23 protein-coding genes and 2 pseudogenes are annotated in these 25,952 nt (G+C 62.8%); 13 read left to right on the top strand and 12 right to left on the bottom strand.

Annotated elements, in window-relative coordinates; all coding sequences use genetic code 11:
- The first annotated feature begins 242 nt into the window (after nt 1-242).
- Nucleotides 243-1,712, top strand: a complete 1,470-nt coding sequence (locus ACTJLC_RS18040) for a YecA family protein (protein WP_440844767.1) — start codon at nt 243-245, stop codon at nt 1,710-1,712.
- 268 nt (nt 1,713-1,980) lie between these two features.
- On the opposite strand, the gene ACTJLC_RS18035 is transcribed toward ACTJLC_RS18040, so the two are convergent.
- The 3 genes from ACTJLC_RS18035 to ACTJLC_RS18025 all read right to left on the bottom strand — a co-directional run bounded on the left by ACTJLC_RS18035 (nt 1,981) and on the right by ACTJLC_RS18025 (nt 4,369).
- Nucleotides 1,981-2,421 carry a hypothetical protein gene (locus ACTJLC_RS18035; protein ID WP_440844765.1) on the bottom strand — a complete coding sequence of 147 codons (441 nt, stop codon included), beginning with the start codon at nt 2,419-2,421 and terminating at the stop codon, nt 1,981-1,983.
- Nucleotides 2,422-2,444: 23 nt separating this feature from the next.
- Complete coding sequence (locus ACTJLC_RS18030) at nt 2,445-4,001, bottom strand: LA2681 family HEPN domain-containing protein (protein WP_440844763.1); 1,557 nt, start codon at nt 3,999-4,001, stop codon at nt 2,445-2,447.
- Between the two features lie 200 nt (nt 4,002-4,201).
- Nucleotides 4,202-4,369 carry a hypothetical protein gene (locus ACTJLC_RS18025; protein ID WP_440844761.1) on the bottom strand — a complete coding sequence of 56 codons (168 nt, stop codon included), beginning with the start codon at nt 4,367-4,369 and terminating at the stop codon, nt 4,202-4,204.
- 534 nt (nt 4,370-4,903) lie between these two features.
- Here ACTJLC_RS18025 and ACTJLC_RS18020 point away from each other — a divergent pair.
- The 4 genes and pseudogenes from ACTJLC_RS18020 to ACTJLC_RS18005 form a co-directional block, all read left to right on the top strand.
- Nucleotides 4,904-5,320, top strand: a pseudogene (locus ACTJLC_RS18020) (DNA/RNA non-specific endonuclease); the annotation flags it as partial.
- The gene (locus tag ACTJLC_RS18015; protein ID WP_310130699.1) at nt 5,313-5,573 is read left to right on the top strand and encodes a hypothetical protein; all 261 of its coding nucleotides are present in this window, start codon (nt 5,313-5,315) and stop codon (nt 5,571-5,573) included. The pseudogene ACTJLC_RS18020 and the gene ACTJLC_RS18015, both read left to right, overlap by 8 nt.
- A 225-nt stretch (nt 5,574-5,798) precedes the next feature.
- Nucleotides 5,799-6,176 (top strand): hypothetical protein, encoded by a 378-nt coding sequence (locus ACTJLC_RS18010; RefSeq protein ID WP_083081898.1) that lies wholly within the window; start codon nt 5,799-5,801, stop codon nt 6,174-6,176.
- A 254-nt stretch (nt 6,177-6,430) separates the two neighbouring features.
- Nucleotides 6,431-6,769: a hypothetical protein gene (locus ACTJLC_RS18005; RefSeq protein WP_310130703.1), complete on the top strand. Its 339-nt coding sequence runs from the start codon at nt 6,431-6,433 to the stop codon at nt 6,767-6,769.
- 92 nt (nt 6,770-6,861) lie between these two features.
- Here the strand turns inward: ACTJLC_RS18005 and ACTJLC_RS18000 are convergent.
- Nucleotides 6,862-7,270, bottom strand: a pseudogene (locus ACTJLC_RS18000) (cyclic nucleotide-binding domain-containing protein); the annotation flags it as partial.
- Between the two features lie 91 nt (nt 7,271-7,361).
- On the opposite strand from ACTJLC_RS18000, the gene ACTJLC_RS17995 reads away from it, so the two are divergent.
- A complete protein-coding gene (locus ACTJLC_RS17995) occupies nt 7,362-7,901 on the top strand; it encodes an Mpo1 family 2-hydroxy fatty acid dioxygenase (RefSeq protein ID WP_310130706.1) in 540 nt (179 codons plus the stop codon).
- Between the two features lie 26 nt (nt 7,902-7,927).
- On the opposite strand, the gene rarD is transcribed toward ACTJLC_RS17995, so the two are convergent.
- Nucleotides 7,928-8,824, bottom strand: coding sequence for an EamA family transporter RarD (rarD, locus tag ACTJLC_RS17990; protein WP_310130708.1), 897 nt, complete (start codon nt 8,822-8,824; stop codon nt 7,928-7,930).
- A gap of 519 nt (nt 8,825-9,343) precedes the next feature.
- Between rarD and egtD the strand changes: the two genes are divergently transcribed.
- A complete protein-coding gene (gene egtD / locus ACTJLC_RS17985) occupies nt 9,344-10,324 on the top strand; it encodes an L-histidine N(alpha)-methyltransferase (protein WP_073429667.1) in 981 nt (326 codons plus the stop codon).
- Between the two features lie 110 nt (nt 10,325-10,434).
- Here the strand turns inward: egtD and ACTJLC_RS17980 are convergent, their stop codons facing one another.
- Nucleotides 10,435-10,728 (bottom strand): acylphosphatase, encoded by a 294-nt coding sequence (locus ACTJLC_RS17980; protein ID WP_073429666.1) that lies wholly within the window; start codon nt 10,726-10,728, stop codon nt 10,435-10,437.
- 169 nt (nt 10,729-10,897) lie between these two features.
- Here ACTJLC_RS17980 and hpnA point away from each other — a divergent pair, with 169 nt between their 5' ends.
- Entirely contained in the window at nt 10,898-11,908 is a 1,011-nt protein-coding gene (gene hpnA / locus ACTJLC_RS17975; RefSeq protein ID WP_073429665.1) for a hopanoid-associated sugar epimerase, read from the top strand.
- A gap of 150 nt (nt 11,909-12,058) precedes the next feature.
- Entirely contained in the window at nt 12,059-12,538 is a 480-nt protein-coding gene (locus ACTJLC_RS17970; RefSeq protein ID WP_310130712.1) for a hypothetical protein, read from the top strand.
- Nucleotides 12,539-12,608: 70 nt separating this feature from the next.
- Here ACTJLC_RS17970 and ACTJLC_RS17965 read toward each other — a convergent pair whose 3' ends face one another.
- Together ACTJLC_RS17965 and hpnC are read right to left on the bottom strand one after the other, a co-directional pair.
- The gene (locus tag ACTJLC_RS17965) at nt 12,609-13,781 is read right to left on the bottom strand and encodes a glycosyltransferase (protein WP_310130714.1); all 1,173 of its coding nucleotides are present in this window, start codon (nt 13,779-13,781) and stop codon (nt 12,609-12,611) included.
- Complete coding sequence (gene hpnC / locus ACTJLC_RS17960) at nt 13,781-14,647, bottom strand: squalene synthase HpnC (protein ID WP_154872447.1); 867 nt, start codon at nt 14,645-14,647, stop codon at nt 13,781-13,783. Before hpnC ends, ACTJLC_RS17965 begins: the two co-directional genes overlap by 1 nt.
- 346 nt (nt 14,648-14,993) lie before the next feature.
- Here hpnC and ispH point away from each other — a divergent pair, with 346 nt between their 5' ends.
- On the top strand, nt 14,994-15,938 hold the full coding sequence (gene ispH, locus ACTJLC_RS17955) for a 4-hydroxy-3-methylbut-2-enyl diphosphate reductase (RefSeq protein WP_073429661.1): 945 nt from the start codon (nt 14,994-14,996) through the stop codon (nt 15,936-15,938).
- 10 nt (nt 15,939-15,948) lie between these two features.
- Nucleotides 15,949-17,100, top strand: a complete 1,152-nt coding sequence (gene hpnH / locus ACTJLC_RS17950; RefSeq protein ID WP_073429660.1) for an adenosyl-hopene transferase HpnH — start codon at nt 15,949-15,951, stop codon at nt 17,098-17,100.
- A gap of 118 nt (nt 17,101-17,218) precedes the next feature.
- On the opposite strand, the gene ACTJLC_RS17945 is transcribed toward hpnH, so the two are convergent.
- Nucleotides 17,219-17,824 (bottom strand): MlaC/ttg2D family ABC transporter substrate-binding protein, encoded by a 606-nt coding sequence (locus tag ACTJLC_RS17945; protein WP_154872448.1) that lies wholly within the window; start codon nt 17,822-17,824, stop codon nt 17,219-17,221.
- A gap of 248 nt (nt 17,825-18,072) precedes the next feature.
- Between ACTJLC_RS17945 and ACTJLC_RS17940 the strand changes: the two genes are divergently transcribed.
- Both ACTJLC_RS17940 and ACTJLC_RS17935 read left to right on the top strand, forming a co-directional pair.
- Nucleotides 18,073-20,694 carry an MMPL family transporter gene (locus ACTJLC_RS17940; RefSeq protein ID WP_310130719.1) on the top strand — a complete coding sequence of 874 codons (2,622 nt, stop codon included), beginning with the start codon at nt 18,073-18,075 and terminating at the stop codon, nt 20,692-20,694.
- Entirely contained in the window at nt 20,691-21,716 is a 1,026-nt protein-coding gene (locus tag ACTJLC_RS17935) for an MlaA family lipoprotein (protein WP_310130722.1), read from the top strand. Before ACTJLC_RS17940 ends, ACTJLC_RS17935 begins: the two co-directional genes overlap by 4 nt.
- A gap of 176 nt (nt 21,717-21,892) precedes the next feature.
- Here ACTJLC_RS17935 and ACTJLC_RS17930 read toward each other — a convergent pair whose 3' ends face one another.
- Genes ACTJLC_RS17930 through hpnE form a run of 3 tightly spaced genes read right to left on the bottom strand, consistent with a single transcriptional unit; the run spans nt 21,893 to nt 25,950 of the window.
- A complete protein-coding gene (locus ACTJLC_RS17930) occupies nt 21,893-22,624 on the bottom strand; it encodes a phosphorylase (protein WP_310130726.1) in 732 nt (243 codons plus the stop codon).
- Nucleotides 22,625-22,627: 3 nt separating this feature from the next.
- Nucleotides 22,628-24,685: a squalene--hopene cyclase gene (shc, locus tag ACTJLC_RS17925; protein WP_310130728.1), complete on the bottom strand. Its 2,058-nt coding sequence runs from the start codon at nt 24,683-24,685 to the stop codon at nt 22,628-22,630.
- On the bottom strand, nt 24,682-25,950 hold the full coding sequence (gene hpnE, locus ACTJLC_RS17920) for a hydroxysqualene dehydroxylase HpnE (protein ID WP_310130730.1): 1,269 nt from the start codon (nt 25,948-25,950) through the stop codon (nt 24,682-24,684). The genes shc and hpnE overlap by 4 nt, the downstream gene beginning before the upstream one ends.
- Nucleotides 25,951-25,952 lie beyond the last annotated feature (2 nt).

The following is a 25,952-nucleotide window of genomic DNA, read 5'->3' as shown; positions in this document are numbered from 1 at the left end:
CGACAACCAGCTGCACCGCCTCGGCCCTGAATTCGTCGGTTATGTTCCGTCTGCTCATTTCTCACCTCGGTTGGAGATTATCCCCTTTAGAGGTGTCCAGAGTCATTGGACCACTACAGCCATTCTTCCATAACCCTCCGCCGGGGAAAGGGAATGTCTCCGTTAGAATGTCCGCAAGATGCACAAACTGTATGAGCGCTCCGTCGTCCAAATACTGAAAAAAATCACCCCATGAGGCGATCATGTTCGAAAAATCGAGCGGAGTAACGGACACAGAACGGCTTCTCGCGGATTTCTGCGAGCGTTCGTTCTTGAAGCTATGGACATATCCGAATCCATGCAAAGACGATGGTCATGAGCTTTGCGATCTGCTCGCAGTATTCGACAACTACGTGTTTGTCTTCTTCGACCGCGAAAAGCTTCTGCCAGCTGTACCGGACAGAGACCCGCAGGTTCTGTGGGATAGATGGAAGCGCACCGTAATTGACCGACAGGTTGCGACTGCACACGGGGCTGAGCGATACATTCGAAGTGGGAGACCGATCTTCCTCGACGCGAAGAAAGCTATATCGTTTCCACTATCCATTGATGTCTCAAAGGTCACTATACATAAAATTGTGATTGCGCATGGTGCCAAGGAAGCCTGCCAGCAAGCGTCCGATGAGAACGTGTATGGGAGTTTGGCTGTCTCCTACTGCGAGAGCGGCGGCGGCGCAACTGCGCCGTTCCATATCGAGATAGACAGGCGTAATCCTGTTCATATTCTCGACAGCCACAACATGCCAATCGTCCTCGCAGAACTGGATACGGTCACGGATTTTTCAAACTATCTCGACGAGAAAGCACGAGCGATCGCTCGCTTCGATGTTCTGAGCTACTGCGGCGAGGAAGACCTTCTCGGGCATTACTTGTTGAGCTTCGACGCCAAGCTGAAGCGACATTTTATTGGTCCGAAGAACGAACAGGTCAATGGCGTAGGAATCGGCGAAGGCGAATGGCGGGATTTCATTGAAAGCGATGTGTATAAAAATACGAAGAACGAGGATCGCATCTCGTATTTCTGGGACCAGTTGATCCAGCGAACGTGCCAGAACGCTTTAGATGGAACCCTCGGCGGTAACACAGATTTGCTTCGTGGGCAGAGCGCCATCTTCGAAATGGTCAAGGAACCACGGTTTATGCGCCGCGGTATATCGCAAAGACTGCTTTCCGCCGTTGAGCGTTTCCCAGACATTCCTGGAGAGTTCTCCCGTCAGGTGACGTTTGTACCGTCGTTTCATGAAAATGTTGGTTACGTGCTGCTGCAATTGCGCGCTCCTGGCGCATTTAAGGCCGAGCAGGATTATCGCGAGAAGCGCCAGACGTTGCTGGAGATTGCCTGCGGTGCTGCCAAAAACAAGATGCCGGAACTGACCAAAATTATCGGCATCGGCATCGACGCCCCGAAATTCGCAGGCACGTCGAATGGCGAAGATTTCATTCTGTTGCCGTGTGGAAAGTGGACCGACGAAATGCGCGCGTACTATGAAGCCCAGAACGCGCATTGGAATTTTTTTAGCACGCCGCAATTGCGCCAGTTCAACGACCATATTACACAGTTCGTTCAGCCGGGCAGACCGTCCACGAATGATCGGCCGGCACTGAAAGTCGGACGCAACGATCATTGCCCCTGTGGCTCTGGCAGGAAGTACAAGAAGTGTCACGGCCGCTGAGATCCAGTGCGAAACCATAGGAGCCAATGGCCGAAGTGGGTTGCCTACGGAAGTTCGGCCTTCAACTAGGGATCGCGGTGTTCGAGGCGAACGCGTGTTTCCGGGTTCGGCCAACCACGGCCGCTCGATCCGGGCATCAGGCGGCCATTCGAACGTCGGTTTGACGCCGGTAACGAGCCCCTCGCCGCCGCTCGTCTGCGCCGCGTCGACGGGCCCACCGTCGAATGACGTGTGCACCTATCTGCCAGCTCACTTATGGGAACGATTCTCACGTCGGGGGTGAGGTAGAATGCCTTGGCAACTGGCACTCCCCCCACAAGGTCTGAATTGTTTTGCCAGTCGCATCATTCGTTTCGAGTATTTTCTTGAGCCAAGCAGTGGCACCATCTGCGGACCCGGCCCTCACTGCCTGAATCACGAGTTGCTGGCCCAGAAAACTCGGGTAAAAGCCCATCGCTCCCGAACCGGTGTTGATCATTCTCACGGCATCGCCGAGGAAGCTGCCGTCTTTCACTACCGTTTCGGCCAGGTCTGTCCATAATGCTCTGATCGCCTCACCTGCCTCAAACCATGTGTTCAGATCCGGGCTTTTTAGGGCCTCAATCAGTCCAACAGGTTGACTCGAAAATCGCATTCCCTCGGACTTTTTGACGGCTAGCGTGAGTAGATCATGCAAAGTCGGCTCGCCGGATACTTGTGTATCTGCCATGTACGCTTGACTCCCTCACCGTTTCAGTTCCGCCGCTTTCGCTCATCCTCCAAGGGTATGAGATCAAACCCTCCGAGCAACGCATCTGCAGGCAATTTATCGTGCCGACGCCGTTCTTCTGCGTGCATACCTAATATGAGGTAAATCAAGGCAGCGCGGACAAGCCGAAGTAGGCGAAGTGTGCGGCGCTCGAGCTCATCGACTGTGAGCGAATACGCAAAGTCATCGAACCACATATCCGAGGCATCCGATTCCGGTCTCGCGAATGAGTGCAGCTTTACGTACTTGTGTTCCAGATGGTTTCGGAGCTTGCTGAGTCCTTGTGCATCTGGATCAGTAACGTCCGCAAACTCGGGCTCGAACAGATCCTTGCTAAGCCAATAAAGGCCGCGCAGGGGCCAGTTTTTGGATGCGTTGAATTCCGGTCTAACCGTGGGAGGCTTTCCCTGCTTCCAGATGCGGCGAAATGAAACATCGTTTTCCGCGATGCCCAGATCGAGATAGCGGTTCAGGAAATAGGCGATCTTGTCCAAGATCGAGTACGCCATGCGGAACGAGACCTTGAGCTTCTCTACGGCAAGACCATATGCGGAGTAATCCAGCGTGTTGTAGAGATGGACTTTTAAGTCCGAATCATGGACCTCATCGGCATTTACTGCTTCGAAATATAACCAGCGAGTGGAAACGAACTCCTGCTTGAGTTGATTGAAAAAACCAACAACAACCGGAGCTTTACCGAGCTTCGTGACCATGTCGGGTAAATCGAGATCATCGTGCGCCGCTAACTCGATCGGCCCAATGTCATTCAACGTGTTCAGATACAGTCCACTGAACAGACACCAGCGACGATATTCGCTGTCGACATCCAAGTTCTTCCCCGAGGCCTCCAACGAGAACGCCTCATTGATTGCATCCAGCTTGTAGCAGCGCTCGATGTGATCAACTTTGGATGCAAAATGTGGGCGCAGGCCCTGATTGCCTAAAGTTGGCTCTTCATCAATATGTTTAAGCACTTTCTCCAGCTCGCGATGTGCAAACCACATGAAGATGGGTTCATGCGGACCATCGTTGTGTGAACGGGCATAGTCCATCAAGGAGCTGCTGCGATTACCTCTAGCCATCCAAAATTTTGGATTTTTGCGCAAGGCCTCGCTCCAAACTGCACTTGCTTCCACGAATCGTCCGCAATGACTCAGAGCGCCCGCTAGATTCGTCAAGATTTCACACTGCAACCGGGGATCTACCTGTTCGTACTCTTGATGCCGCGTTGCCCGCCTAAGAAAGTAGATCTGCTTTTGCAACTCCTCTTGGTCCCATTCCCACGCCGAATCCTCCGCCGAGCGTCGATGAGCACCGACAAATGCCAACGCGTTTGACCGAAAGTAATCGAGCATCACTGCGTGCTCCCCGCTCAGGGTGCGTGCATCTAGCTCTTCACACCACGCCAGCGCACGAGCATTCAGGGTTGTGTCATCATCATCACGCGCCTTATCTATGGCCGTGCCAACGATGCGTAGGCAATCGAGGTCGGGCAAAGAATTTAGTTTGAGATCATCTGCGAACGTGTCCATATCAGCCATGTCCCCCACCCATGTAGTTAGAAATTTCTCGCAGGTTTCCCGGCTGCATAGTCGAGACCGTCACGGAGCGCACGCACAGTTGCGGTGCCGTCCGCCCTAACCCATGTTCCGGGCTTCGCGCGCATGTCCGAAGGCGTAAGCGTCAAGTCAGCCTTCACAATCGCGGCGTGATACCAGCCTACGAGATCGAGACCGATCGCCTATGCAATATGCTCCGCTTCCCAGCGATCCGGCTCGCGACCTTCCTGAATGAGTGCGTCGAGAATCGCGCCGATGAAACCTTCCACAATCTCTTTCTTTCGGTAGTCCGGCGCAGCGTGGAACTCTTCGTCGCCAGGCATTGCGTCCATGATTGCATCACGATCCATTGGTGCTCTCTTTGTGGTTGTTTTGCGGTACGTAAAACGCATTGTACGACGGGCCGAAACAACAGCTTAATCCTTCTCTAGCTCAATGGGCATCGTCGGCACCCGTACGTCGCTTGACCTCGAACAGCAGCAGTGTCGCGAGCATAGAAAGAGGATCGGCGTCGGGATCAGGCTTACGAACCTCAGGGTTCTCGCTAATGCGCTTCAACCTCATGAACCGGCATTGACTGTCGATCACAACATCATCCCAATATCCCTCGCTACGTAACACAACACATGCTGATACAAGCGGCCCTTGATAGGCCGTCGGCCTCGGTGAGTGTCGCGAGGACATTCTCAATATCATTGGTGACGGTTTTCTGCTCGTCGTGCCTGCCAATGTCAGTGAGCGCAACGAGGTTACCTTCGAAAATTCGGGGCGAGGAAGCTCATCACACGCCTGTCACTCAGTCAGTGGTTTCGCGCCGGCCACTCGCCAGACGCGTTCCGCCGCCAACCCGTCTGTGTTTAAGTATGAATCCGTACCGGGTATTTCACATGAGTCCGGCGGGCAATCGCTGGAATCAGCAAGCGATGGCACAATCGTTCTCGCTGGCGAACGTCGTGCCGCAAAACCGTGAGAACAATCAGCGCTTGTGGTCGCGCATCGAAACGGCGGTGCGCAAGATCGCCGTGTCGTATGACGATACCTACGTGGTCACCGGGCCGATTTTCAGCGGCCAGCAGTTGCAGACCATCGGGCCGACGCGCGTGTTCGTGCCGACGCAGTTATTCAAGGCCGTCTACGTGCCTTCGCGGCAACTGGCGTTCGCCGTGGTGGTGGAGAATGTCTCGACCAGCCGTTACGAGATCAGGACGATTCACGAACTCGAAGCGGCATCGGGCATCCGCTTTCCGGGCATACCGGAGAATCTCAAGGATCAGCGACCGGGAGGACTGAAAGGTGTTTAAACCCTATTCGAACGATGACGACGTGCTCAACATTCACTGCGACGCGCTGACCGTGAGCAACGGCACCACGCGCGTCGTCGTGAACGGCACGCTCGAACTGACCAGGGACCAGCGTGGACTGAAGGCGGCGCTCGCGCTGAAGGACGCGGTGGACGCGATCGTCGCCGCATTGCAGGCGGACAGCCAATTGCCCGCGAAAGTGAAAGACGAGCCGGATGCGAAACCGGGCGTCGTGCAGAACCCGTTTCAATAACGCGCTCGCCGCGACGGTCACGCGAAGGCGGAAAGACGCGCGCCGCCTTCGCCCTGATCCAACCTGTTTCATAGCTTACGTTTTGTCACCACGGCGCCGTCAACTCCTGTCTTCCGGTCAACGTTAAACCGGCAGCGCTGAACATTCCAGTTCGGCCGCCGAAGACGAAACCACCGTAAGACCGAAGAACCAATCGGTTAGATCGGTTAAAACAGGAGTTACACCATGAAGACGCTTTTCGCCGCTGTTGCTTCCGCCCTGCTCGTGTCGACCGCTTTTGCACAAACGGCCGCACCGTCGACCACCGAATCCGCACAACCCGCGCAAACGCAAGCCGCCGGTCAGGCGAATCTGAAGGCGAACACCGCCGCGCAAACCGGCGCCGCGGACGAAAGCACCGCCACGAGCAAAGCGCCCACGAAGGCCGCGAGCAAGGCGCATGTGAAAAAGACCTCCACCACGCACAAGGCAAAGACGCATAAAGCCACGAAGAAGACCGTTGAAACCGGCGCTGCCAAGGACAAGACGGAGAGCGCGAACGAGGCCAGCACTGCCCCGGTAAAAACCGACGGCGCAACGACCGACACGACGAAAACGCAATAACACGTGTACGGTTTCGGCACGCAGCGGCCACGCAGACGTAAATAACTCAGGCTGAGCTGTGCCGTTCAGGGAGGGGCGAGTCTGACGACTCGCCTTTTTTCATGCGCGTTCGACACGCAATTCCGTGAAGCCGACTAACGCGGCGACCGCATGATTTTTGCGGCGAGCCCCGCAATTTTTGCGCTGCGTTTACTCGCATGCATCTAATCTGACACTGTCTCGACTCACCACGGCATCAACCCATGCCGCGTCATATGGTTCTCACCCAATCGAACAACAGCTTCGCCGCGCAGCCGCTCAGCGCGCCGCCGGTTCAGCATAACAACGTCATTCCCTTCCGCTCGTCACGCGCCCGCTTGCAGGTAACGCTGCCGCACTCGTCGCGCGAACTTCCAGCAACGCTTCTGCGCGCACTGCTTCACTCCCCGCTTGGCGTGTATGTCGTCGGCACGGAAACCGTCCGCGAAGAAATTCGCGTGGAGCTCGACATTGCGCGCGACGACCTCGATTTCACGCTGCATACGCTGATCTCGACGCTTCCGGCAGCACTGATCGGACCGTTGAAGCAGCGCACGCTCGCAAAGGCGCGCTGACGAAGGCGATGCTCGCGTTCGATCACCCGCTCACCGACGAAACGCGCATGCCGATCATGCGCGCCTCGGCGCAATTCATCGAACGTCTGGGCACGGCACGCGACAAGCTGCAAGGCCGCCTCTTCAATGGCATCGACGGCGAGCCGCAGCTTTTGCGTCAGCAGTATGAAACAGCGCGGAATCGCGTTCGGCATGCGCGTCGTGGGTTCGCGCGCGATTGTCGAACAACGCGATCTCGCCGAAGCAGTTCACCGGCTCGATCACGGCGAGCAACGCTTCCTTGCCGCTCGAACTGGCGGCGCCGATTCTCATCGGGCCGTCGAGCACGCAATAGAGGCCATCGTCGGAATCGCCGCGTGTGAAGAGCCGCTCGCCCGGCGCAAGATGTTCGACGCGGCCCGCTTCCAGCAACGGTGCCCGCATGGCGGCAGGCGCGGAGCGAAACCACGCGCTGCGCGCAAGCAACGCGGCAAGCTCATTCGATGCAAATCTCGCAGTCATGCGACGACGTCCCTGTCCGATTGTCGGCTAGCCGATGGTTTCAAATTCCGCCGCCCGCGATTATGCTGACTTTGACAAAGGAGCGGCATCCATGAGAACGCTGACGCAACAGCTTACGCAATACGCGGCCTATCATCGCGACCGGCGCAACATCGCCACGCATTTCATCGGCATTCCGCTAATCGTGCTGGCTCTCGGGGTGTTGTCGAGCCGGCCCGCATTCGCTGTCGGCGCGCTGCCGTTTGCGTTGTCGCCGGCGTGGATCTTGTTTGGCGCTGCGACCGTCTATTACCTCGTGCTCGACGCGCCGCTCGGCGCGATGATGGCGCTCGTGTCGGTGCTGTGCGTTGCATTCGGCCAGTGGCTCGGCGCGCAATCCACGCTCATGTGGCTCGCCACCGGCATCGGCCTCTTCGTGGTCGGCTGGGTATTTCAGTTCGTCGGCCACGTGGCCTACGAACATCGCAAGCCGGCGTTCGTCGACGACGTAATCGGCCTGTTGATCGGCCCGCTATTCGTTCTCGCCGAAGCGCTGTTCGCTTTCGGCTGGCGGCCTGCGCTGCGCGAAGCGATCGAGGCGCAAGTCGGCCCGACTCGCATCAATGCGGATCATGCGGCGGCGCATCGTTGAGCAACGCGGCAGGACCCGGCCAAGTCCTAGGTCGGTGCGAGCCGAACGAGCCGCACGCTATGCAAGGCGGTCAGCGCGACCGCGATCCAGATCGGAATATAGGTGGCCAATTGCTCGGCGCGCAGTGTTTCGCCGAGCAACGTGATCGAAACGAGCACGAGCAACACGGGCTCGACATAGCCGAGAACGCCGAACAATGCGACCGGCAACAGACGGCTCGCCTTCAGGTAGGAAGCTAGCGCAAGGGTACTGAGCGCGCCGAGGCCCGGCAAGAACAGGCACCACATGTCGAGGCGGCCGCCGATCACCGTCAGCGAATCGCCGCTGACGATAAAGACCGCCGCCGCCGGCAACAGAAGCGCCATCTCCACCGTGAAGATCGCGAGCGAATCGTGCTGGATCTTGCGGCGCAGCACGAAATACGGCGGATAGCCGAGCACGACGAGCAAGGTGGGCCACGAAAAAGCGCGTGTCATCCACAGTTCATGACCCACCCCCACGGCGGCGCAGACAACCGCGAGCCACTGCAAGCCGTCGAGGCGCTCGTGATAGTAGAAGCGCCCCACCAGCACCATCGCAAGCGGCAACAGGAAATAGCCGAGCGAGACTTCGAGCATGCGGCCATGTAACGGCGCCCACAAAAACACCCACAGTTGCGCGCCGAGCAGCGCGGCGCTCACGACCATCGCGGCGGCAATCTTCGGCTCCGTCACCATGCGGTAAACAAGTTGCCGGAAAATCGGCATGCGTTGGCGCAGCACGATCAGCAACAGCGCGCCGGGCACGGTCCACACGATGCGCCACGCGAATATGTCGAGGCCGCTCAGCGGCGCGAGCAGCTTCGCGTAAACCGAGAGCAAGGCGAACATCGCCGATGCCACCACCGACAATGCGATACCGCGTCTGAGGTCGTACGGGTTCATCGCGCGAACCGTTGCGCATGCGATGCGCGCGCAGGCGCGAATGCGGATGTGTGCAGCGCAACATCGCGCGGTCCGGCGGTTATTGTTGTCATTGGATGTATTCGACAGATCACGAGGCAAGCGGCATTCTAGACGGGTTATCCGCTTGCCGCTTCGCGCGTTGTCGAGCCGCGGGCCGCAATTTATTTCGTGCGCATCGCGCGTCGATGCACTAGAACATAACTTCACGCGCGATGGGCGAATCGGAGACATTTCACCCGCAACGTCGCGCGCCATGCTTCAAGCGCGAATCTTGCTAGACGGTCTGTCGCGGCATCGTTTGCCGACGACACGCTTCTCGACTTCGTTTGCAACGCCGTTTGAACGCATTTGCCACCTCAACGAGCCGGGCCGGCTACAACATGGTCACACGGACCGAGCCCCCTTCTTTCCCTGCGGCATGCATCAACGTTTCGTCGAATCCGCATGCCGCCGCCCGGCCAGCAATCCTGCTCATCGAATGTGACTACTGGAGCCAGCATGACCCAGCCAGCCCTCTCGCACGACGCATCCCCCGACCTGCGCTCAGCCTTCGCCGCCGAGGTTCGCGCGGGACTCACCCATACGCCGCAGAAAGAGCTGCCGTCGAAGTATCTGTATGACGAAGTAGGCTCCGCGCTGTTCGAAGTCATCACCGTGCTGCCCGAATACGGCGTGACGCGCGCCGAGGAACGATTGCTCGCGAGGCATGCGGCCGACATCGTCGCCCATTTGCCGCATGACGTGACGGTCGCCGAACTCGGCAGCGGCAGCGGCCGTAAAACACGGCGCATTCTGGAAGCACTGTGTAAAAAGCGCCCTACTTCTTACTGTCCGATTGAAATTTCTCGCAGCGCGTTGCAGTTGTGCAGGCGCGAACTCGGCGACATCGAGCGGATTTCGATCGTCGGTTATGAGCGCGATTACCTGGCCGGTCTCGCCGAAGTCAGCAAGAAACGCGCGGCGGACGAGAGGCTGCTCGTGCTGTTTCTCGGCAGCACGATCGGCAATTTCGGCAGACTCGCGGCGACGCGTTTTCTGCGCGATATCCGCACCATGCTCGCGCCCGGCGACGCGCTGCTGCTCGGCACCGATCTGATCAAACCGACGCCGGTGCTGATCGCGGCCTATGACGATTCGATCGGCGTGACGGCATCGTTCAATCTGAATCTGCTCGCACGCATCAATCGCGAACTCGACGGCGATTTCCCGCTCGATGCGTTCGAACACGTCGCGCGCTTCAACCCGGACGCGCGCAGCATCGAGATGCATTTGCGCGCCACACGCGACCTCATCGTGCGCGTGGGCGCGGCGGAGTTGACGGTGTCGCTCAAGGCGGGCGAAACCATCTGGACCGAGAGCAGCCACAAATATCGCGCGGAAGAAATGCACCCGATCGCCGACGACGCCGGCTTCGCGTGTACCCATCAGTGGGTCGAAAAGGAATGGGGGTTCGCGGAGAGTTTGCTGGTGGCGCAATAGGCCAATAGGCGGTCGGCGCCCCGAGACGCGAGACGCTCAAACAGCAAGGCGGCAGGCCATCAACCCGATGGCCCGCCGCCTTTGCCTTTACGGATCTTCGTAATGGCCGCTCAGTGCTGCTCGAAACGCTCGAAGCGTTTTTCGGTCGCGCGCTCCTCGCCGGCCACCTCGGTCACGCGCGCCGCCGGCGGGCCGTGACGCAGCCACGACAGCATCCGGTCGACCTGATTGGCCGAACCTTGCAGCATCGCTTCGACGGAACCGTCGTCGAGGTTCGCCACCCATCCCTTGATACCGAGCGCGTGAGCCTGGCGCACGGTCGCGTGGCGAAAACCGACGCCCTGCACGATGCCGCGCACCCGCACGTAATATGTTTCGATCCGCTGATCCAGATCCGGGGCCATGCCGTCCTCGCTACACGAAACTTTCAAGCCGGCATTCTAGTCGCGTCGCGGCGAGCTTGCTCGGCGGCTTGCGGGTTTGCCTTGCGCACGCGCCCGGCACGCACCGCGCGACACGCGGCGCGCGCGCCACGTACAATCCGTCGACTGTCACGCGGGAAATGGAAACAGAATGTCCGAACAGAATCGCGATCTCGTGCTCGTGACCGGCGCATCCGGCTTCGTCGGCTCGTCGGTGGCGCGCATCGCGCAACAAAAGGGTTTCAAGGTGCGCGTGCTGGTGCGCGCCACCAGTCCGCGCAAGAACGTCGAGGCGCTGGACGCGGAAATCGTCGTGGGCGATATGCGCGACGAAGCGTCGATGCGCGTCGCGTTGCGCGGCGTGCGTTACCTGCTGCACGTCGCCGCCGACTATCGCCTGTGGGCGCCGGACCCAAGCGAAATCGAGCGCGCGAATCTGGAAGGCACCGAAGCGACCATGCGCGCGGCATTGCACGAAGGCGTGGAGCGCATCGTCTATACGAGCAGCGTGGCGACGCTGAAAGTCACCAGTTCGGGCCAGTCCGCGGACGAGACCTCGCCGCTCAAGGCCGATCAGGCCATCGGCGTGTACAAGCGCAGCAAGGTGCTGGCCGAGCGCGCGGTGGAGCGCATGATCGCCGAAGACGGGCTGCCGGCGGTGATCGTCAATCCGTCCACGCCGATCGGTCCGCGCGACGTGAAGCCCACGCCGACCGGGCGCATCATCGTGGAGGCGGCGCTCGGCAAGATTCCGGCGTTCGTCGATACGGGGCTGAACCTCGTGCACGTGGACGACGTGGCGGCCGGCCATTTTCTCGCGCTCGAACGCGGCAAGATCGGCGAGCGCTACGTGCTCGGCGGCGAGAATCTGCCGCTTCAGCAAATGCTCGCGGACATCGCGGCGCTGACCGGCCGCAAGGCGCCCACGCTGAGCTTGCCGCGCTGGCCGCTCTATCCGCTCGCGATGGGCGCGGAAGCAGTCGCGAGATTCACGAAGCGCGAACCGTTCGTCACCGTCGACGGCCTGAAGATGTCGAAGAACAAGATGTACTTCACATCGGCGAAGGCGGAACGCGAACTCGGCTATCGCGCGCGGCCCTATCGTGAAGGCTTGAGCGATGCGCTCGAATGGTTCCGGCAAGCCGGCTTCCTGAAGCCCTGACAAACGCGCTGACGCGCGCATGAACGATCACGCCCGCGCCGCACGACCCGGCGCGGGCGTCAGCATTTTGTTACAACGTCAACGTGGTTGCGACAGGTAAAAGCCTACGCGCAGCAGGTAAAATCGCGGGTCTTACCAGAGAAACCTCGCATGAACCTTCACGAACAGCTCGGCGCACTGGAAACGGGCGTCGATCAGCTCATTCAGGCTGTCGTGGCCCCGCAGGCCGAAAACATCCCCGAGACACCCGCACCTGCCGCCGTGGAGCAAGCGCCGGCGTCCGTGGAGGAGCCCGCCGCGCAGCTTCAGCCCACGCTCGAAATCAATCGCCCCGCGCAGAACGAGATCACCATGACGATCGGCGGTCGGACGGTCGCGTTGCGTGCTGACCAGATCGGCAAGCTGATCGAGGAATTGTCGAACGCGCGCGCGTCGATGACGCCCGAGCCGCCGCCCGGCATCCCGCCGGGTTGGCGCTTCGTGTCGACCAGGAATCCGGTCATGGCGGTGCAAAAACAGTCGAATGGCGACCGTTTGCTGGTCATGCGCCACACCGGCCACGGCTGGGTGCCGTTCACGTTCTCGCCCGACATGGTGATCCAGCTTTACATGATGCTCACCAAGGGTTGAGATGAAAAAGCGGCGCTCCCGGGCGCCGCTTTTCGTTCAAGCCGTTCTTCGCAACACGCGGCGCGACGCCTCAACGCTCCTGCACCGGCGCCTGCACGCGCGCCTTCCATTGCCCGCCCTTGCCGCGCCAGTAGCGCACCGCCGACGCGAACGTCGCGCCGACATAAAACAGCGCCACCAGCGGCAGAAACGGCGCCCACAACGGCGAGCGGCGATAGTAGCCGAGCATCGGCGCGTAGGCGCAGCACATGGCCGCCCACGCCAGCCACGCGGGCCAGCCCACCGGACCGAGCACGAGCGCGGCCACGGGCGGCATCAGGTAAATGATCGTCATGCCGGCCAGCGTGCCCGCCAGCAGCAGCGGCGAGTAATGCAACTGCGTGAAGGCGGTGCGCGCGATCATGTTCCAGATGTCACGCCAGCTATCGTACGGACGCAGCGACACGCTGCGCGCCGCCACGTCCAGACGAATCGGATGACGCCCCGTGCCGCGATGCTTGATCCGCGCGGCGAGACTGCAGTCGTCGATCAGCTCGGCACGGATCGACTCGATGCCGCCCGCTTCCTCCAACGCGCCGCGGCGCACCAGCATGCAGCCGCCCGCCGCCGCCGCCGTGCGATTGCGCGGGTTGTTGACCCATGCGAACGGATACAGCTTGGCGAAGAAAAACACGAACGCCGGAATCAGCGCCTTTTCCCAGAACGAATCGCAGCGCAGACGCACCATCAGCGAGACGAGGTCGCGCTGCTCCGCATCCGCACGAGCCACGAGTTGCGCGAGCGCATCCGCCGGATGGCCGATGTCGGCGTCGGTCAGCAGCAGAAAATCGGCGGGCACGCCGAGCGTGCGCACCGCCTCGATGCCTTGCGACTGCGCCCACACCTTGCCGGACCAGCCAGGCGGCAGCGGTTTCGCGGCGAGCACCGTCAAGCGGTCGGGGCATTGCAGTTGCAGCGCGGCGGCACGGGCCGCGTCGGCGGTGCCGTCGGTGCTGTGGTCGTCGACGACGATCACGTGCAAATCGCCCGCATAGTCCTGCTGAAGCAGCGTGCTGACCGCCTGGGCGATCACGTCGACTTCATTGCGGGCGGGCACCACGGCGGCGACCGCCGGCCAGGTTTCGCGCGGCTCGAGCGCGAGCGGCGCGGCGGGACGCGCGCGCCAGAAACCGCCGCGCGCGAACAGCAGCACACACCAGATCAACAGGGAAAGACACGAAAGAAGAAACAGAACCGCCGCCATTAAGCATTACCCTCGATTGAACGCGCTTGCCCGCCGACGCGCCGCGACAGGCGCATCACCACCGTGCGTACCGCGACGACGCACCAGTCGAACGTGTTGAGTTCGGGGCGCGCGCGAAACACGTCGTAGCCCGCCCTCTCGATGCGCTCCAGAAAACGCAGACCGCCGTGGACGGCGCCGCACAGCTCGATACCCAGCCGCCCCGGAATGCGCAACGCGAGCGGCGCGCCGCGCACCAGCATCTCGCGCGCGAACGCGACTTCGTGCGCCATGAGTTCGCGCCACGCGTCGTCGACGACGCCGTTGGCGATGTGCGCCTCGGTCACGTTAAAGCGCTGCAGGTCGGCGAGCGGCAGATACAGGCGGTTCTGTTTCCAGTCGGCCGCGACGTCGAGCCAGAAGCTGATCAACTGCGACGCCGTGCAGATCGCGTCGGCGTCCGCGAGATTCTCCGGCGTGGCGGCGTCCATCAGATGCAGCAGCAGATGCCCGATCGGGTTCGCCGAATGCCGGCAATAATCGAGCAATGCGGCGCGGTCGGCGTAACGGTTGGCGTCGATGTCCTGCCCGCACGCAAGCAGCAGGTCGTACAACGGCGCGAGCGGCAGCCTGTATTGCGCCACCACGCCGGCCAGCTTGCCGAACAGCAGCGGATGCACGCGAGCGGCGCGGCGCGCCGCCACCGCGTCGAGACCGGCGCGGAAATCGGCAAGGCGCGCGTGCCGCTCGGCCGCGCTCCAGTCGCCTTCGTCCACGATGTCGGCGGCGGTGCGCACCACCTGATAGAGAATGCCGGCGGGCGCGCGCAGCGCCTTCGGCAGCAACACGCTCGGGACCGGAAAGTTTTCGTATTGATCGACGTCCATCCAGCGAGCCTCGATTCCAGTCTGTAATGCGGCCGCGAAACCGCGCCGCGGGACCACGTAGTTTAAGGGTTCCGATAATCCGGTGCAGCGTGTAATCATTGCCGCGCATTGCCGCGCGCGCAGCCAATATGCCGCCGGACGGCCACCGCTCCACTGCGGCGTGCGTCCAACGCCTGGCGGGCCTGACAAAGCAAAGCCGGCCTGATAGCGTTAGAATGCGCGTTTGGTTTTGCTACCCGGCGGCATGGCGCCGGCGTTCAAGACGTCAACTAATTAGATGATCGCGGCGATAAAGTCAGATTTACCGGCTTCTTCGAATCCCGCGTCAGTCGGAGTTCGCCAACTTATGCGAGTCATCCTTGCTCAACCCCGGGGCTTTTGTGCGGGCGTTGTTCGTGCAATCGAGATTGTCGATCGCGCACTACAGCAACACGGCGCGCCCGTGTATGTGCGCCACGAGATCGTCCACAATCGGCACGTGGTCGACAATCTGCGCCAGAAGGGCGCGCGCTTCGTCGAGGAGCTCGATGAAGTGCCGCAAGGCGCCGTGGCGATCTTCAGCGCGCACGGTGTCGCGCAAACCGTCGAACGCGACGCCGAGGCACGCGGCCTCGACGTGCTCGACGCGACCTGCCCGCTCGTCACCAAGGTGCACGTGCAAGGGCGCCAGTATGTGGGCGCGGGGCGCACGCTGATTCTGATCGGCCACGCCGGGCATCCCGAAGTGGAAGGCACGATCGGCCAGATCCCGGGCAAGGTGCTGCTGGTACAGAGCGAAGCCGAAGTCGCGCATCTCGACCTGCCGCTCGACACGCCGCTCGCTTATGTGACGCAAACCACGCTGTCGGTGGACGATACCCGCGGCATCATCGACGCCCTGTTGCGCCGTTTTACCGACATCGTCGGTCCCGATACGCGCGACATCTGCTATGCCACGCAAAATCGCCAGGCGGCGGTGCGCGAGTTGAGCAAGCAGGTCGACGTGCTGCTCGTGGTGGGCGCAACCAATAGTTCGAACTCGAACCGGCTGCGCGAGATCGGCAGCGAAAGCGGCGTGGCGAGTTATCTCGTCGCCGACGGTTCGGAAGTGAAGCCGGAATGGTTTGCCAACGTGCAGACCGTCGGCATCACGGCGGGCGCTTCGGCGCCGGAAGAAATGGTGAAGAACGTGATCGATGCGCTGAGCGCATTGGGGCCTGTCGATGTCACGACGATGGCGGGCCGTGAAGAAAAAGTCGAATTCAAGTTGCCATCGAAGCTGATGCAACCACTCGCTGCACGCGAAGTTTAAGGAGGACGTCTTGTCTATTCCGCTGCTACAGAAAGTTCGGGTCGGCGCATACATCATGCGTCAGCATCTCTCAGGCAACAAACGCTACCCGCTCGCATTGATGCTGGAACCGCTGTTCCGCTGCAATCTCGCCTGCAATGGCTGCGGCAAGATCGACTATCCGGATCCCATCCTGAATCAGCGCCTGTCGCTGGAAGAGTGCCTGGGCGCAGTCGACGAATGCGGCGCGCCGGTGGTGTCGATCGCAGGCGGTGAACCCTTGCTGCACAAGGAAATGCCGCAGATCGTGAAGGGCATCATCGCGCGCAAGAAGTTCGTGTACCTGTGCACGAATGCGCTGCTGATGGAAAAGAAAATGGACGACTACGAGCCGAATCCGTACTTCGTCTGGTCGGTTCACCTGGACGGCGACCAGCAGATGCACGATCACTCGGTCTCGCAGGACGGCGTCTACGAGAAGGCGGTCGCGGCGATCAAGGAAGCCAAGCGCCGCGGTTTCCGCGTGAACATCAACTGCACGCTGTTCAACGACGCCGTGCCGGAACGCGTGGCCGCGTTCTTCGACACGGTCGGTCCGATGGGCGTGGACGGCATCACCGTTTCTCCGGGCTATGCGTATGAACGCGCGCCGGATCAGCAGCACTTCCTGAACCGCGACAAGACCAAGCATTTGTTCCGCGAGATTTTCAAGCGCGGCAACAACGGCAAGAACTGGTCGTTCAGCCAGTCGGCCATGTTCCTCGACTTCCTGGCCGGCAACCAGACCTACGAATGCACGCCGTGGGGCAACCCGGCGCGCACCGTGTTCGGCTGGCAAAAGCCGTGCTATCTGGTCGGCGAAGGCTATGTGAAGACCTTCAAGGAATTGATGGAAACCACGGAATGGGAAAAGTACGGCACCGGCAACTACGAGAAGTGCGCTGACTGCATGGTGCACTGCGGCTTCGAGGCAACGGCCGTGATGGACACGGTGGCGCATCCGCTGAAGGCACTCAAGGTCAGCTTGCGCGGTCCGAAAACGGAAGGCGCGTTCACCAAGGACATTCCGCTGGACAAGCAACGCCCCGCCGATTACGTGTTTTCCCGCCACGTCGAGATCAAGCTGGAAGAGATTCAGCGCAGCGGCAAAGGCAAGAAGGTGCAGACGGCTACTGCGCACTGAGAGGGTTGGTTCAGGGGCGGTGTTGCGCCGCTCCGTATAGGGTTATAAAGGGTGATAAAAAAAGCGCGGTGGCAATCAAAGCCACCGCGCTTTTTTATCTGCAGGCAAGGAAGAGGGCTTACCCCGCGCCGCGCGCATTGTGCGCAGTCAGGAACTTGATCAGCCCGTCGACCCCGCCCTTCGAAAGCTGATCGGCGAACTGCGTTTGATAGACCTGAATCAGCCAGGCGCCCATCATGTTGATGTCGTAAATCTTCCAGCCGGAGGGACCCTTGGTCAGCCGGTAGTCGATGGCGTCGTCGCCGCCGCGACTGAGTACATGCGACTGCACCACGACGTCCTTGGCGCCGGCCGGAACATTGGCCGGCAAGAACTTGAACTTCACATCCTGATCGCGCAGTTGCGAAAGCGAGGAAGCGTAAGTGCGCACGAGCAGCAGCGTGAATTGCTCATATAACTGCTTTTGCTGCTCGGGCGTCGCGGTGCTCCAGGCCTTTCCGACAGCAATGCGCGTGGTGCGCTGAAAGTCCGTTGCCGGCACGAACCGCGTTTCGACCAGTTGCGTGATCTTCGCCATGTCGCCGCCGCGCGCCTGCGGATCGGCCTTCATGGCGCTCACCGTGCCCTCGACGGCACTCTTCACCAACGCATCGGGCGCGCTTTGCGCATAGGCCGCCGTGGACACCACGGCCGCAGCCAGAAAAGCAGACAGATAACGTTTCATACGCTCGCCAGAACTGGAAGAAGTCAGCGCCGCGAAGTTCGCAAGTCCGCGGCGAAAACAGGATAGACCAGTATACCGATATTGCGTTCCCGCTCGGCATGGCCGGACCGGGAGCCGCGTTTGCTACCTCGATTTGTTACGCCGGGTTGCCGACGGTTGCCGACGAACCTGAGTCAGATCGCTTCGGCTCTGTATACTTGTGCTCTTTCGTCAAGAACAACACCCGCGATAAGGCCCGTCTCGCCTACATGCTGAAGTCATCCATCGTCCGTCTCGTCGCCTATTCGGTGCGTCATCCGCTATGGATCATCGCCCTGTCGCTCGTGCTCGCCGTTTTGAGCGGCATCTACGTCGCTCATCACTTCAAGATCAACACGGACATCAGCCGTCTCATCGAGACGGACCCGCAATGGTCGGCGCTCGAACATGCCATGAGCGAGGCCTTCCCGGATCGCGGCGAAACCGTGCTGGTGGTGGTCGAGGCGCGCGCTCCCGAATTCGCCGACGCCGCCGCTGGCGCGCTCACCGCCGCGCTCAAAGCCGATCCGAAGGAGTTCGTGGCGGTTTCGCAGCCGGCGGGCGGTCCGTTCTTCGAACACAACGGCCTGCTGTTTCCGTCAACCGAAGAAGTCCTGTCGACCACTTCGCAACTCGTTCAGTCGCGCCCGCTCGTCAACGCTCTTGCGCACGATCCGAGCCTGACCGGCCTCGCCGGCACGCTCACCACGAGCCTGTTGCTGCCGCTTCAGCTCGGCCAGGTGAAGCTCGCCGACATGAGCCATCTGCTGGCGCAAAGCGCGACCACGCTCGATCGCGTACTGGCCGGCCAGCCGGCGGCATTCTCGTGGCGCGCGCTGGTCGACAAGAGCGCCGCCACCCATCCGGCGCGCGCTTTCGTCGTCGTGCAGCCGGTCGTGAATTACGACGCGTTGGAGCCGGGCGCGAGCGCGTCGAAGGCGATCCGCGACACCGCCGCCTCGCTGCACCTCGACTCACGCTATGGCGCCACGGTCCGCCTGACCGGCGAACAGCCGCTCGCCGACGAAGAATTCGCCTCGGTCAAGGACGGCGCGGTGCTCAACGGCATCGGCACGTTCATTGTCGTGCTCATCATCTTGTGGCTTGCGCTGCGCTCGGGCCGCATGATCGCGGCCGTGTTCATCACGCTGTTCGTCGGGCTCGCGATCACCGCGGCGCTCGGCCTGATGCTGGTGGGCGCGCTCAACATGATCTCGGTCGCGTTCATGGTGCTGTTCGTCGGACTCGGGGTCGATTTCGGCGTGCAGTTCGGGGTCAAGTATCGTGAGGAGCGCAATCGCGACGACCGCCTTTCGGCGGCTCTCATGCACACGTCGCACAGCATCGGCGTGCCGCTCACGCTCGCGGCGGTCGCCGTCGCGTTGAGCTTCTTCTCGTTCCTGCCGACGGCTTATCGCGGCGTGTCGGAGTTGGGCGAGATCGCGGGCGTCGGCATGTTCGTCGCGTACTTCACCAACATGACGTTGCTGCCCGCGCTGCTGAAAGTCTTCAGTCCACCGGGCGAACCCGCTTCGCCGGGCTTCAAGCAACTTGCTCCCGTCGACGATTTCCTCGATCAAAACCGCAAGCCGGTGTTGATCGGCACGCTGATCGTCGTGCTCGGCGCGACGCCCTTGCTCGCCCATTTGCGTTTCGACTTCAACCCGCTGCATCTGAAAGACCCGCATACGGAGTCCATGGCGACGCTGATCTCGCTGAAGGATTCGCCGGAAGCCGCCGTCAACAACGTGCATGCGCTCGCCGCCTCGCAAGCCGACGCCGACCGCATGGCCGCGCATTTGCGCACGCTGCCGGAAGTGGGCCGCGTCACCACGCTCGACACGTTCATTCCCACCGAGCAGCAGCAAAAGCTGATGCTGGTCGCGAGCGCCGCGCAGCAACTGTTGCCCGCGTTGCAGCAGCCCCCCGCGCCGCAAGCCACGGACGCGCTGCGCGTCGCGGCGTTAAAGCGCGCGTCGAATCAGCTCGCGCTCGCCGCCGAGGACCATCCGGGCCCCGGCGCCGCCGAGGCCAAGCATCTGTCGGCGACGCTGCAAAAGCTGGCCGCCGCCGACGCCGCCGTGCGCGAGCGCGCCGAAACCGCGATGTCCGAGCCGCTGCGCATCGCGCTGAAGCAGTTGGAAAATCTGTTGCAGCCGACTCAGATCACTCGCGAGAATCTGCCCAAGGAAATCTCGGCGGGCTGGGTTTCGAAAGACGGCCGCGCGTTGGTGGACATCGCGCCGAAGGTCCAGGCCGGCACCGATCCGAACGACGACGCAATGCTCGCCCGCTTCGCTCACGCGGTGAAGAAGGCGGAGCCCGGCGCGATCGGCGGGCCGATTTCGATCCTGCATTCGGCGGACACGATCATCAAGGCGTTCCTGCAGGCGGCGGGCTGGGCGCTGCTGTCGATCGCGATCCTGCTGTGGATCGCGCTGCGGCGCTTCGGCGACATGCTGCGCACGCTGGTGCCGCTGCTGGTGTCGGCGCTCGTCACGCTGGAACTGTGCGTGGTATTCGGCATGCCGCTGAACTTCGCGAATATCATCGCGTTGCCGCTCATGCTGGGGGTCGGCGTCGCATTCAAGATCTACTTCGTGATGGCGTGGCGCAACGGCCAAACCGGCCTCTTGCAATCGAGCCTCACGCACGCGGTGCTGTTCAGCGCGGCGACCACCGCGACGGCATTCGGCAGCCTCTGGCTGTCGCATCATCCGGGAACCTCGAGCATGGGACGCCTGCTGGCGCTCTCGTTGTTTTGCACTCTGATCGGCGCGGTGGTGTTCCAACCCGTGCTGATGGGCAAGCCGCGCGCCCGTCGCGCGAAGCACAAAGGAATATCAGAATGAAGCTGCGTACCACCGTGCTGGCGCTCGCCGCCACCGGTCTGATCTCGGGCTGCGCGACCGGCCCCGACCGCAAGCCGGGAGACCCGTTCGAACCGGTGAACCGGGCCGTGTTCAACTTCAACGACGGGGTGGACCGCTACATCGCCGTGCCGGTTGCAAAGGGCTATCAGAAGGTCACGCCGCAGCCGCTGCGCACCGCCGTGAGCAACTTCTTCTCGAACCTGGGCGACCTGAGCAACGCCGCCAACGCCCTGTTGCAGTTGAAGATCACCGACGCGACCGAAGACCTCGTCCGCTTCGCGTTCAATTCCACTTTCGGCCTGGGCGGCCTGCTCGATTGGGCGACGCCGGCCGGCCTGCCGAAACACCATCAGGACTTCGGGCTGACGCTCGGCCACTGGGGCATTCCGTCGGGCCCGTATCTCGTGCTGCCGCTGTTCGGCCCGAGCACGGTGCGCGACAGCATGGGTCTCGTGGTCGATGTGAAATTCAATCCGTTGAACTACATCGAGCCGGCGGAGCGCAATCCGCTGTACGTGCTGCAATTCGTGAGCGTGCGTTCTGATTTGCTGGGCGCGACCGATCTGCTGCAACAGGCCGCGCTGGACAAATACTCGTTCGTGCGCGACGCGTACACGCAGCAGCGCCGGGCGCGTCTGCGCGGCACGGGCGACAACGCCGCGCCGCTGCCGGACTACGAGGACCAGGGCGATTCCGGCACGCCGGCGATCCCGGCCAAGGGCGCGGCCGCCGGTGCGCCCGCCGGCCTGCCGAACTACGCCGACCCAGGCGATACGGCAGAAGCGCCGAATGCAGCCTCGGGAAGCGCCACAGGCGCTCCGGCGGGGGTGCCTAACTACACCGATCCCGGCGACGCGCCTGCGCCCGCCAGCGGCGCAGCGGGCGTAACGCCGGCGACGCCGGCGGCGGCACCCGCGGGCGCGTCAGGAGCGGTTGCGCCGGCACCTCAGGTTGCGCCGGTCGGTGAGAAACAGCCGGCCGCCATGCCGGCGGCGCAGTAACGATTCGGTAGCGGCGTGCAATGCGCCGCCGTGGTGCGCTTCACATGAGCGCACCACGGAGACAGGACAAAACCTGGAAGAATTGCGGCCCCCACGTAACCGGGGCGCAGCGTGGGAAAGAAAATGCGCTGGATCAGCTCGACGTAGCGGCGGCTCGGCTCCGGCTCGCAGCCGCTTCAGCCTGCTGTCGGCAGCAACGCGCCTGCCACGGCCATTGCGCGCCGGGCCTGCACCAGCGAAGTCCGCGCGGCCCGCGCATCGGCGGCGACCTGGATCAGCGCTCCGATCTGCGACGGTTGCCGCATCAATTCCCGCAGAATCGGCGCGAGCGCCGTGCTGCCGTCGTCACGCAGACCGGCCGTGGCGGCGGGCGGCAGCGTGCGCCACGCCGGATCGACGATGGCCCGGCACACGGCGAACGGCACGCCATGCGCGGCGGCCGTCGCGCCGGCAATGTGCGATTCCATATCCACCGCCAACGCGCCGGTGGAGCGATGCAGCACGCGCTTGTCGTCCGCGCTCACCAACGGTGCGGTGACAGCGGCCACGAGGCCGCGCCGTAGACGCGCCGCCAGCGGTCCGCTGGCAAATGCGGCGGCGAGCCTGTCAGCCCACGGACGATCGGTCGGCAGACGTCCAAATGGCCCCTCGACGGCCTCGGCGACGATCAGCGCGCCTGGCTCCAGATCCGGCGCCAAACCGCCCGCGGTTCCGAAACTGACGATCCCCGAACAGCCGCGCGCGACCGCCGCGCTCAACGCGCGCTCGAGCAGATCGGCGCGCGCCGCATAGACCACCTCCACGCCCTGGCCGCGCGCGATGCGCGCCTCGAACGCCATCCCCGTGACGAAGATCACCGGCAAGCTGCCGCCGCCCGCCTCGGTTGACGGCGATGTCGAAAACGGCATCCGTCAGATCCCGACCGCGACGCGCGTGAGCCCGTTGCGCTTCAGATGACGGAAGCGCGCCAGCGCCCACAGCGGGAAGAACTTGCGATAGCCGTGATAGCGCAGATAGAACACGCGCGGGAAACCCGTGGCGGTGAAACGTGTTTCGTCCCACAGGCCGTGCTCGCGCTGTTCGCGCCGCAGATAGGCGACGCCGCGCGCCACCGCTTCGTGATTGACCTCGCCTGCAGCCATCAGGCCCATCAGCGCCCACGCGGTTTGCGATGCCGTGCTCGGCGCGCGCTCGTAGCCGCGGTAGTCGAGCTTGTAACTCTCGCCGCCCTCGCCCCAACCGCCGTCTTCGTTCTGGATCGACAGCAGCCACTGCACCGCGCGCTTGATGCGCGGGTCGTCGTGCGGCATGCCGGCGGCGTTCAGCGAACAGAGCGCCGTCCACGTGCCGTAGATGTAGTTCAGGCCCCAGCGGCCGTACCAGCTGCCGTCCGATTCCTGCTCTTTCAGCATGTAGGCGAATGCGCGCTGCGCCGGCTCGCTGCCCTGCGGCAGTTCGCCGAGTTGCGCGAGCATCGACAGACAGCGGCCCGATACGTCGGCGGTCGGCGGATCGAGCAACGCGCCGTGATCGGAGAACGGAATGTTGTTCAGGTAGTACTGGGTGTTTTCCGGCTCGAACGCGCCCCAGCCGCCATCGCTGCTTTGCATGCCGACCACCCATTCGCGCGCGCGCGCAATGGCTTCGCGGTCGACGTCGGATTGCGTGAGCGCCGCCGAGCGATGCATCGCCATCGCCACCACCGCCGTGTCGTCGACGTCCGGGTAATACGCGTTGTTGTACTGGAACGCCCAGCCGCCAGGCCGCACGTTCGGGCGGCGCGAGATCCAGTCGCCGCGCACGTCGAGAATCTGGAGCGGACGCAGCCACGCGAGCCCGCGCTCGGCCGCCTGTTCGGCACGCGCCTCGCCGGTTTCGAGCAATGCGTGCGCGGCGAGTGACGTGTCCCATATCGGCGACAGACAAGGCTGGCAATACGCCTCGTCAGCCTTGACGACGAGCAGTTTTTCGATCGACTGGCGGGCAATCGCGCGGTTCGGATGATCGGCCGGATAGCCGAGCGCGTCGTACATCATCACCGAGTTGGCCATTGCCGGGAAAATCGCGCCGAGGCCGTCCTCGCCGTTCAGCCGTTCATCGACGAAAGCGACCGCCGCGCGCACCGCGCGTTCGCGCTGCGGATGCGGGAACAGGCCGTCGACCGCGCGCAGCAGCACGTCCACGCCACGGAAAAAGCGGAACCAGCCGACATGCTGATGCGGCGCGCGCGCCGGCATGCCGGTGTTGACCGGCGCGGCGCGGAATAATTCGTCGATGCGCACGCGGCGCGGATTGCGCGCGAGGGGCCGCTTCGCGTTCAGCACCAGCAACGGCACGATCACGGTTCGCGCCCAGTACGACACCTTCGACAGATGGAACGGAAACCACATGGGCAACAGCATGATTTCGACGGGCATCATCGGCACCGCGCGCCACGACACCACGCCGAACAGCGCGAGCAGAATCCGCGTGAACACGTTCGCCTGCTCCGCGCCGCCGTGCGCGAGAATCGCCTCGCGCGCGCGGACCATGTGCTCGGCGTCGACGGGGTCGCCGATCATCTTCAGCGCGAAGTACCCCTTCACGCTCGCGCTGATGTCGAGCGCGCCGTCGGTGAAAAGCGGCCAGCCGCCGTCGGGCAACTGGATGCGGCGCAGATAGCGCGCGATCTTCTGCTCCAGTTCCACGTTCGGCGTTTCGCCGAGGTAGTGGACGAGCAGCACGTATTCGGCGGGAATCGTCGCGTCGGCTTCGAGTTCGTAGACCCAGTGGCCGTCGGGTTTCTGCGCGGCGAGAATCGCATCGGTGGCGCGCGTGATCGTGGCGTCGAGGGCGGCGTCGAGCGAAACATCGGGCGCTGCATGCTCTACAGCCGCTTGCGGCGCGGCGGCGGGCGCATCAAGCTCCGGCTCGGTGGCGAATTCTGGCGGGACGGCGCCCAACTGCTGGGCTTGGGATAAGTCGTTCATCGGCGTTCCATCGGTTGATTCAGCAGCGTGTCCGCGGCCTTCTGGCCGGAGCGGATCGCGCCTTCGATCGTCGCGGGCAGGCCGGTGGCCGTCCAGTCGCCCGCGAGCATCAAATTGTTCCAGCGAGTACGCGTGCCGGGACGCAGCATTTCCTGATCCGGCAGCGCGGCGAATGTCGCGTGTTTTTCCAGCGTGACTTGCCATGGCGGCATCGGCTCGGCCGGCAGGTTGGCGGCTTGGGCCACTTCGGCCCAGACGGTTTGCGCCAGCGTTTCGTGCGGCGTGTCGAGCAGGCGGTCAGCGGCGTAGACGGTCGCCGACACGCGGCCGTCGAACGCAAACAGCCAGTCGGCCGTGGCGTTCAGCAGCGCCGTGACCGGCGGCAAGCCGAATGGCGGCTCGACGGCGAAGTGCACGCTGAGCGTCGCCGCGAAGCGATTCGGCGTGCGCACGTTGGGCACGAGCGTCTGTGCGGTCTGCGGCGGCACCGCGAGAATCACGGCGTGATTCGCTTCGATCGCGATGGTCTCGTCCGCGAAATTCAGCGCGTGCACGCGGCGGTTATCGGCGGCAAACGCGATCTCTTGCAGACGCGAGCCGAGCCGGATCGCCGCGCCGCCGTGTTGCAGCAGCCGCAGCGCCGGATCGACGAACGCACTGCCGAGTCCGTTGCGCGCCATCAGAGGCCGGCACGCGAGGCCGCCGGCAAGCAGCGTTTCGCGGACCATCGCGCTCGTGAGTTCGGCCGACGCCTCGCGTGGCTCGACGTTCAGCATCGCGAGAAATAGCGGCCGCAGCAGACGGTCCCACAACGGACCATTGCAGCGCATGGTCTGCACGAGATTGCGTCCGGGCTTGGCGAACAGCAACGGTATCAGCGACAGGTACTCGCCCGGCCCGGTATTCGGCACGCGCGCATTCGGATCGAAGATCCACCAGGGCAGGCGTCCCGGCGACATCCGCACGGTCCAGCGCGCCCGCGTCGCGAGATCCACGAACGGAAAGTCGGGCTGCGCCGGGCCGACGAGTTCATCGGCGGCGCCGATCGCGCGCGCGTAGTTGAGCGTGGCGGCGTTGCCCGACAGCACCATGTGATTGCCGCTGTCGAGGGTCGCGCCCAGCTTGGCGTCGTAGTACGAACGGCAGCGACCGCCCGCCTGGCCGGCGGCCTCGTGCAGCACGACTTGCGCGCCGCGCCGCTGCAATTGCACCGCGGCGGCGAGGCCGGCGAGGCCCGCGCCGACCACATGTACGAGCTTTTGCATCA

Source organism: Paraburkholderia sp. 22099 (assembly GCF_052045835.1).
In the GTDB taxonomy this organism is placed as follows: Bacteria; Pseudomonadota; Gammaproteobacteria; order Burkholderiales; family Burkholderiaceae; genus Paraburkholderia; species Paraburkholderia terricola.
Note: the sequence above shows the minus strand (reverse complement) of the source record. Positions and strands in the feature narration are given on the sequence as shown.